This is a genomic window from Streptomyces sp. XM83C, from assembly GCF_023072675.1.
GTDB lineage: Bacteria > Actinomycetota > Actinomycetes > Streptomycetales > Streptomycetaceae > Streptomyces > Streptomyces thermocoprophilus.
The window spans coordinates 1-7,825 of the sequence record NZ_JALLGL010000289.1 but is presented as its reverse complement, the minus strand read 5'-3'; the positions used below and the strand labels follow the sequence as shown (position 1 = coordinate 7,825).

General features: G+C 70.7%; 7 protein-coding genes and 2 tRNA genes. 6 read left to right on the top strand and 3 right to left on the bottom strand.

Going from position 1 to position 7,825, the window contains the following annotated elements:
• Positions 1-259 precede the first annotated feature (259 nt).
• Genes purL through purS form a run of 3 tightly spaced genes read right to left on the bottom strand, consistent with a single transcriptional unit; the run spans position 260 to position 3,455 of the window.
• The gene (purL, locus tag MTQ10_RS24865; RefSeq protein ID WP_247472391.1) at positions 260-2,518 is read right to left on the bottom strand and encodes a phosphoribosylformylglycinamidine synthase subunit PurL; all 2,259 of its coding nucleotides are present in this window, start codon (positions 2,516-2,518) and stop codon (positions 260-262) included.
• Positions 2,515-3,195 (bottom strand): phosphoribosylformylglycinamidine synthase subunit PurQ, encoded by a 681-nt coding sequence (gene purQ, locus MTQ10_RS24860; RefSeq protein ID WP_247472390.1) that lies wholly within the window; start codon positions 3,193-3,195, stop codon positions 2,515-2,517. The genes purL and purQ overlap by 4 nt, the downstream gene beginning before the upstream one ends.
• A complete protein-coding gene (gene purS / locus MTQ10_RS24855; protein WP_247472389.1) occupies positions 3,192-3,455 on the bottom strand; it encodes a phosphoribosylformylglycinamidine synthase subunit PurS in 264 nt (87 codons plus the stop codon). Before purS ends, purQ begins: the two co-directional genes overlap by 4 nt.
• A gap of 268 nt (positions 3,456-3,723) precedes the next feature.
• Here purS and MTQ10_RS24850 point away from each other — a divergent pair, with 268 nt between their 5' ends.
• From MTQ10_RS24850 to MTQ10_RS24825, 6 genes are all read left to right on the top strand, one after another.
• Complete coding sequence (locus MTQ10_RS24850) at positions 3,724-4,041, top strand: histone-like nucleoid-structuring protein Lsr2 (RefSeq protein ID WP_247472388.1); 318 nt, start codon at positions 3,724-3,726, stop codon at positions 4,039-4,041.
• A 154-nt stretch (positions 4,042-4,195) separates the two neighbouring features.
• Positions 4,196-4,267 (top strand) — tRNA-Gly (locus MTQ10_RS24845).
• An 80-nt stretch (positions 4,268-4,347) separates the two neighbouring features.
• Positions 4,348-4,420, top strand: a tRNA-Gly gene (locus MTQ10_RS24840).
• Between the two features lie 165 nt (positions 4,421-4,585).
• Positions 4,586-5,557, top strand: a complete 972-nt coding sequence (locus MTQ10_RS24835) for an ABC transporter ATP-binding protein (RefSeq protein WP_247472387.1) — start codon at positions 4,586-4,588, stop codon at positions 5,555-5,557.
• 236 nt (positions 5,558-5,793) lie between these two features.
• Positions 5,794-6,537, top strand: a complete 744-nt coding sequence (locus tag MTQ10_RS24830) for an ABC transporter permease (protein WP_247472392.1) — start codon at positions 5,794-5,796, stop codon at positions 6,535-6,537.
• The coding region (locus MTQ10_RS24825) for a sensor histidine kinase (protein WP_247472386.1) at positions 6,510-7,825 on the top strand (1,316 nt) is incomplete at its 3' end. The genes MTQ10_RS24830 and MTQ10_RS24825, both read left to right, overlap by 28 nt.

Here is a 7,825-nt window from a genome sequence, read left to right as displayed (position 1 = left end):
GGTCTCCGTGGTGGGGGTACGGCGGTCGGTGCCCTTTGGCCGTACGGCGACGAGCCCGGGGCGTACGCCGGCGGTCAGGAGGCGAGCCCCGGGCGGTGAAGCGCTGAGCCCCCGCCCGGCGGTCCGGCGATGCCCCGGACGATACGACGCTGAGCCCCCGCCGGCGGTCCGCCGGTGAGCCCTGCCGCCCGTGGGGACGCCGAGGGCCCCGCCCGCTGTGTGGCGGACGGGGCTTTCGGTGTCGTACCTACGAACCGGGCTACTTCAGCAGCGCCGGGATCGTCTCCTCGTGGGCCTTGCGCAGCTCCTCCAGGGGCAGGGTGAACTCGCCCTGCACCTCGACGCTGTCGCCGTCCACGACACCGATGCGGGTGGCGGGCAGGCCGCGGGCGCCGCACATGTCGTTGAAGCGGACCTCCTCCGAGCGCGGCACGGCGACGACTGCGCGGCCCGCGGACTCGGAGAACAGGAAGGTGAACGCGTCCAGACCGTCGGGGACGATCAGGCGGGCGCCCTTGCCGCCGAGCAGCGCCGACTCGACCACGGCCTGGATCAGGCCGCCGTCGGACAGGTCGTGCGCGGAGTCGATCATGCCGTCGCGGGAGGCGGCGATCAGGATCTCGGCGAGGAGCCGCTCGCGCTCCAGGTCGACCTTCGGGGGCAGGCCGCCGAGGTGGTCGTGGATCACCTGGGACCAGGCGGAGCCGCCGAACTCCTCACGCGTGTCGCCGAGCAGGTAGAGGAGCTGGCCCTCTTCCTGGAAGGCGACGGGCGTGCGGCGGGCCACGTCGTCGATGACGCCGAGGACCGCGACGACCGGGGTCGGGTGGATGGCGGCCTCGCCGGTCTGGTTGTAGAGGGAGACGTTGCCGCCGGTCACCGGGGTGCCGAGCTGTCGGCAGCCGTCCGCCAGGCCGCGTACGGCCTCCGCGAACTGCCACATGACCGCCGGGTCCTCGGGCGAACCGAAGTTGAGGCAGTCGGAGACGGCGAGGGGCTTGGCTCCGGTCGTCGCCACGTTGCGGTAGGCCTCCGCGAGGGCCAGCTGCGCGCCCGTGTACGGGTCGAGCTTGGCGTAGCGGCCGTTGCCGTCGGTGGCGATGGCGACGCCGAGGCCGGTCTCCTCGTCGATGCGGATCATGCCGGAGTCCTCGGGCTGGGCGAGGACGGTGTTGCCCTGCACGAAGTGGTCGTACTGCGAGGTGATCCACTTCTTGGAGGCCTGGTTCGGGGAGGCGACCAGCTTCAGGACCTGGTCCTTCAGCTCCTCGCCCGTCTGCGGCCGGGGCAGCTTGTTGGCGTCGTCTGCCTGTAGCTCGTCCTGCCAGTCGGGGCGGGCGTACGGGCGCTCGTAGGTGGGGCCCTCGTGGGCGACGGTGCGCGGGTCGACGTCGACGATCTTCTCGCCGTGCCAGAAGATCTCCAGGCGGTCGCCGTCGGTGACCTCACCGATGACGGTGGCGATCACGTCCCACTTGTCGCAGATCTCCAGGAAGCGGTCCACCTTGTCGGGCTCGACGACCGCGCACATGCGCTCCTGCGACTCGCTCATGAGGATCTCCTCGGGCGAGAGCGTGGAGTCGCGCAGGGGTACGTCGTCGAGGGTGACGCGCATGCCGCCGGAGCCGTTGGAGGCCAGCTCGCTGGTGGCGCAGGACAGGCCGGCCGCGCCGAGGTCCTGGATGCCGACGACGAGCTTCTCCTTGAAGGCCTCCAGGGTGCACTCGATGAGGAGCTTTTCCTGGAAGGGGTCGCCGACCTGGACGGCCGGGCGCTTCGACGGCTTGGCGTCGTCGAAGGTCTCGGAGGCGAGGATGGAGGCGCCGCCGATGCCGTCGCCGCCGGTCCGGGCGCCGTACAGGATGACCTTGTTGCCGGCGCCGGACGCCTTGGCGAGGTGGATGTCCTCGTGCCGCATCACGCCGATGCAGCCGGCGTTGACCAGCGGGTTGCCCTGGTAGCAGGGGTCGAAGACGACCTCGCCGCCGATGTTGGGCAGGCCCAGGCAGTTGCCGTAGCCGCCGATGCCGGCGACGACGCCGGGCAGGACGCGCTTGGTGTCGGGGTGGTCGGCGGCGCCGAAGCGCAGCGGGTCGACCACGGCGACGGGGCGGGCGCCCATGGCGATGATGTCGCGGACGATGCCGCCGACGCCGGTGGCGGCGCCCTGGTAGGGCTCGACGTACGACGGATGGTTGTGCGACTCGACCTTGAAGGTGACCGCGTAGCCCTGGCCGACGTCGACGACACCGGCGTTCTCGCCGATGCCGACGAGGAGGGCGTCGTTCTCGGGGGCCTTCTCGCCGAACTGGCGGAGGTGGACCTTGGAGGACTTGTACGAGCAGTGCTCGGACCACATCACCGAGTACATGGCCAGCTCGGCACCGGTGGGGCGGCGGCCCAGGATCTCGACGATCCGCTCGTACTCGTCCTTCTTCAGGCCGAGTTCGGCCCAGGGCAGCTCGACGTCGGGGGTCGCGGCCGCGTGCTCGACCGTGTCCAGAGGCGTCCGGCTCATGCGTTGACCAGCTTCTTGAGGATCGAGGTGAAGAACGGGAGGCCGTCGGTGCGGCGGGTGCCGATGAGCGGCTCCACGGCGTGCTCCGGGTGCGGCATCAGGCCGACGACGTTGCCGGCCTCGTTGGTGATGCCGGCGATGTCACGGAGGGAGCCGTTGGGGTTGAAGTCGAGGTAGCGGAAGACGACCCGGCCCTCCGCCTCCAGCATGTCGAGGGTGCGCTCGTCGGCGACGTACCGCCCGTCCATGTTCTTCAGCGGGATGTGGATCTCCTGGCCCTGCTCGTAGTCGCTGGTCCAGGCCGTGTCCGCGTTCTCCACCCGCAGCTTCTGATCGCGGCAGATGAAGTGCAGGTGATCGTTGCCGAGCATCGCGCCGGGCAGCAGATGGGCCTCGGTGAGGATCTGGAAGCCGTTGCAGATGCCGAGCACCGGCAGGCCGGCCTTCGCCTGTTCGATGACGGTCTCCATCACCGGCGAGAAGCGGGAGATGGCCCCGGCGCGCAGATAGTCGCCGTAGGAGAAACCGCCCGGCAGGACCACGGCGTCCACCTGGTGGAGGCTCTTGTCCTTGTGCCACAGGGCGACGGGTTCGGCGCCCGCGAGGCGGATCGCGCGCTGCGTGTCCCGGTCGTCGAGAGAGCCCGGGAAAGTGACGACGCCGATACGAGCGGTCACTTCGCCGCCTCCGCGACTTCCTCGATCTTGACGGTGAAGTCCTCGATCACGGTGTTGGCGAGGAAGGACTCCGCAAGATCGTGAATGCGGGCGAGGGCGGCCTCGTCGACCGGACCCTCAACTTCCAGTTCGAATCGCTTTCCCTGGCGGACGTCCGAGATCCCTTCGAAACCCAGACGCGGCAGCGCACGCTGGACCGCCTGGCCCTGGGGGTCGAGGATCTCCGGCTTGAGCATGACGTCGACTACGACGCGTGCCACTGGCACTCCCGGTGTGTGGTGCTGAGCAGGTCCCTTCAGACTACCCGCACAAAATTTCTACGCGCGTCGACTTGTAGGAAAGTACGTGACTGCCGTCACGATCCGGCATCGGCCGAGGTGTTCACGGAAATTTCCGGGAAAGATCCTTGATCGATGCCCCAAACCTATTGCGCGAGGGACACGCGGGGAGATTTAGTCGGGCTTCACTTTGCATTGGCGGGCACTGTACAAATGAATTGGAACGTGCCGTACGAAGGGACCGATATTCGTGGCGCAGAAGGTCGTGGTCACGCTCTTTGACGACATCGACGGCTCGGAAGCGGCGGAGACGATCGCCTTCGGACTCGACGGCAACTCGTACGAGATCGACCTGAACGAAGCCAATGCCAGAAAACTCCGCTCGGCGCTCGCGCCGTATGTGGAGGCCGGCCGGAAGCGGTCGAAGTCCGGCAAGGCGTACCGGCAGACGGAGGTCGCCCCCGACCCGGCGGCCGTCCGGGCCTGGGCCCAGGCCAACAAGATGGACGTACCGGCCCGCGGACGCATCCCCAAGAAGGTCTACGAGGCCTTCGCCGCGGCCCGCTGAGCGGCTCCCGGCGGTGCTCCGGTCGCCGGCTCCCGGCTCCAGGGGGCGTCAGGGCCCCCTGGAGGCAGGCGACTTGCGCAACCCCCCTGTTGATCGGCTAATGTCTGGAGCACGCCGCCGGGCGGGGCCGAAAAGCCCAGGCCACGGAGGTTGTGCGGGTGTAGTTCAGTAGCAGAACAGCCCCCTTCCAGGGGGAAGGCGCAGTGTGCAATTCCTGTCACCCGCTCCGCACCACGGTCCGGACCACTGTTGTGGATCAGGTAGGCTGGTGCCCGCACCGATCGGTGGGAGCCGATCGGCAGCAATGCGGACGTAGCTCAGTTGGTAGAGCGCAACCTTGCCAAGGTTGAGGTCGCCGGTTCGAGCCCGGTCGTCCGCTCGGAAAGAGACCCCGGTCCTCAGGGACCGGGGTCTTTTCGTTGCCCCGACCCATGTTCGCGGTCTCCGCGATGCACGCTTTCCGGCAGGGCTTTCTGACATTTGTCATGGGCGGTGATGACACCGCGCACTGCCCCGGCCGCCCGGCCGCCGGGACGCTGGAACCATGAACGCGAACGAACACGATCACGTGATCGAGGTCACCGACCTGAAGCGTGTGTACGGGGGCGGGTTCGAGGCGGTGCGCGGCGTCACGTTCCACGTGAAACACGGCGAGATCTTCGCGCTGCTCGGCACGAACGGCGCCGGAAAGACCTCCACCGTGGAACTGCTGGAAGGGCTCGCCCGGCCGGCCGCGGGCCGCGTCCGCGTCCTCGGCCATGATCCCTTCACCGAGCGGGACGCCGTACGCCCGCGCACCGGCGTGATGCTCCAGGAGGGCGGCTTCCCCTCCGAGTTGACCGTCGCCGAGACCGCGCGGATGTGGGCCGGATGCGTCAGCGGGGCCCGGCCGTACGCGGAAGTGCTGGACCTGGTCGGGCTGGCCGCGAAGACCGGCGTACGGGTCAAGCAGCTGTCCGGCGGTGAACGGCGGCGGCTGGACCTCGCGCTCGCGCTGCTCGGCGATCCCGAGGTGCTGTTCCTGGACGAGCCGACGACCGGGCTGGACGCCGAGGGCCGCCGGGACACCTGGGAGCTGGTGCGGGCGCTGCGCGACGCAGGCACCACGGTGCTGCTGACCACGCACTACCTGGAGGAGGCCGAGGGCCTCGCCGACCGGCTGGCGATCCTGCACGAGGGCCGCATCGCCGTCTCCGGCACCCCGGCCGAGGTGACCGCGTCCCAGCCTGCGCGGATCTCCTTCGAGCTGCCCGACGGGTACTTCGTCGGCGACCTGCCGCCGCTGGACACGCTCGGGATCGTGGCGCACGAGACCGACGGCCGTGTCGTACGGCTGCGCACCCACGAGCTGCAACGGGCGGCCACCGCACTGCTGGTGTGGGCCGAGCGGGCCGGCGTGGAGCTGCGGCGCCTCGACATGCGGTCGGCCTCCCTGGAGGAGGCGTTCCTGGGCATCGCACGGCAGGCCTCGGCCTCCGCGCCCCGGACGGCGCGTGGAGAGGCGGTGGCGGCGTGAGCGGCGGGGCGACGGAGGGCGCGCGGGAGAACGGGGGCGGCGTGAGCGGCCGTACGGCGACAGGCACGCAGGGAGACGGGGGCGGCGTGAGCGGCCGTACGGCGACGAGGACGGGAACGGAGAAGGGCGGTGGCATGAGCGGCGGTACGACGACAGGCACACGGCGGGGCGGGACGGCGGGCACGCGGCGAGACGGGACGGGCACGCGCGGGCCCGCCACCACCCCGGCCGGCCGGATGGCCGCGCTCGCGCGGGCCGAGGTCACCCTGCTCGGGCGGAGCAAGGGCACGCTGTTCGCGGCGATGTTCGTACCGCTGATCATGCCGTTCAGCGTGCGGTCCGCGGCCGACGGCATGGACCTGGAGAAGGCCGGGCTCAGCATCGGCACCGTCGTCCTGCCCGCGGCCCTCGGCGTCTCCCTGCTGTTCGCCGTGTACACCACGCTGTCCGGTGTCTACACCGCCCGCCGCGAGGAACTCGTCCTCAAGCGACTGCGCACCGGCGAACTGCGGGACCTGGAGATCCTCTCCGGCTCGGCACTGCCGGCGGTGACGACCGGGCTGGTGCAGTCGGTCGTGCTCGCCGCCGGATGCAGCGCGCTGCTCGGCGTGGAGGCCCCCGCGGCCCTGTATTACGTGATCCCCGGATTTCTGCTGGGCGTCGTGATGTGCGTCGCGTTCGCCGCGGTCACCTCCTCCTTCAGCCGCAACACCGAGAGCGCGCAGGTCACCACCATGCCGTTCATGCTGCTGTCGCTGATGGGCTCCGGGCTCTTCATCCCGCTGGAGGTCATGCCCGACCGGCTCGCCTCCGTCTGCGAGCTGCTGCCGCTGTCGCCGGTCATGTCGCTGCTGCGGGGCGGCTGGAGCGGCAGCCTGTCGGCGGGCGAGGGCCTCACGGCCCTGGTGACCGCACTGGCCTGGACCGCGATCGCCGTGTTTGCTGTACGGCGGTGGTTCCGCTGGGAGCCACGGCGCTGAGCACGCCGACGCGACGAGCAGAGGAGGACGAGGTGTTCGGCCGGATACGGGGGTGGCAGCGGCGCCACTGGCGGGACCGCAGCAAGGCCGAACGCGTCGAGCTGCAAAGTCTGATCACCTGGTACGTCAGCAGCTGGGTGTTCTACGCCACCTGGCTGCTGATGCCCCTGGCCGGCGGTCTGCGGCACACACCGGGAGCGCTGACGCTGGGCGGGCTGCTCGCCCTGCTCGGCGCCCTCCAGTGCGTATGGGCCAACCTGCTGACCCGGCCCGCCCTCGACCACTACCTGGGGCGCCGAGCCCTGTCCGGGCGCCGGATGCTCCCGCCGTTCCTGCTGCTCGCAGCGGCGCTGGTACTGGTGCTGGTCCTCCAGGTGACCGGCAGCGCCGAGTCGTTCACCTGCCGGCTGGCGCTGGGCGCCCACGTCGTGGCGTACGGCATGACGTACGCGCCGACCGTGCCGGTGCGGGCGTTCCTGAACCGGGGCGCGCTGTTCGGCCTGGGGACCGTGGCCGTGTTCGCGCCGTTCACCGAGCATGCCGTCGAGCTGCTGCTGGTCGCGTTCCTCGTCCTCTTCGGTGTCTTCTTCTCGCTCGTCGCCGCCCGGTGCGGCGCCTGGACGCTGTCGGTGCTGTGGGAGGCGGAACGTGCCCGCGAGGTCGAGGCACGCCTCGCGGTCGCCGAGGAGCGGCTGCGGTTCGGGCGCGATCTGCACGACGTGATGGGCCGCAACCTCGCCGTCATCGCCCTGAAGAGCGAACTGGCCGTGCAGTTGGCGCGGCGCGGCCGGCCCGAGGCCGTGGAGCAGATGATCGAGGTGCAGCGGATCGCCCAGGAGTCACAGCGGGAGGTACGCGATGTCGTACGCGGATATCGGGCGGCCGACCTCGGAGTGGAACTCGCCGGTGCGCACGGCGTGTTGACGGCGGCCGGCATCGACTGCGAGGTGAGCGGGGAGACCGCCGGGCTGCCCGGCGAGGTGCAGTCCGCACTGGGCTGGGTGGTGCGCGAGGCCACGACCAATGTGCTGCGCCACGGGGACCCACGGCGGTGCACGGTGGTACTGAGGGCGATCGAGGGACGTGCGGTGCTGACGGTGGAGAACGACGGGGCCGTGCCCGGTGCGGACGGCGCCGGCTCGGGGCGGGGCTCCGGGCTCGCGGGGCTGCGGGAACGGCTCGCGGCGGTCGACGGCACGCTGACGGCCGGGCCCGTGGACGGCGGCCGGTTCCGGGTGGTCGCCCAGGTGCCGGTCGTCGGGGGGCGCGCCTCGGGCGGTGCGGGGGG

Bases quoted from the DNA above. Each gene is read 5' to 3' on its own strand.
- MTQ10_RS24835 (WP_247472387.1), top strand. From the start codon at position 4,586: ATGAACGCGAACGAACACGATCACGTGATCGAGGTCACCGACCTGAAG.
- MTQ10_RS24830 (WP_247472392.1), top strand. From the start codon at position 5,794: ATGGCCGCGCTCGCGCGGGCCGAGGTCACCCTGCTCGGGCGGAGCAAG.
- purL (WP_247472391.1), bottom strand. From the start codon at position 2,518: ATGAGCCGGACGCCTCTGGACACGGTCGAGCACGCGGCCGCGACCCCC.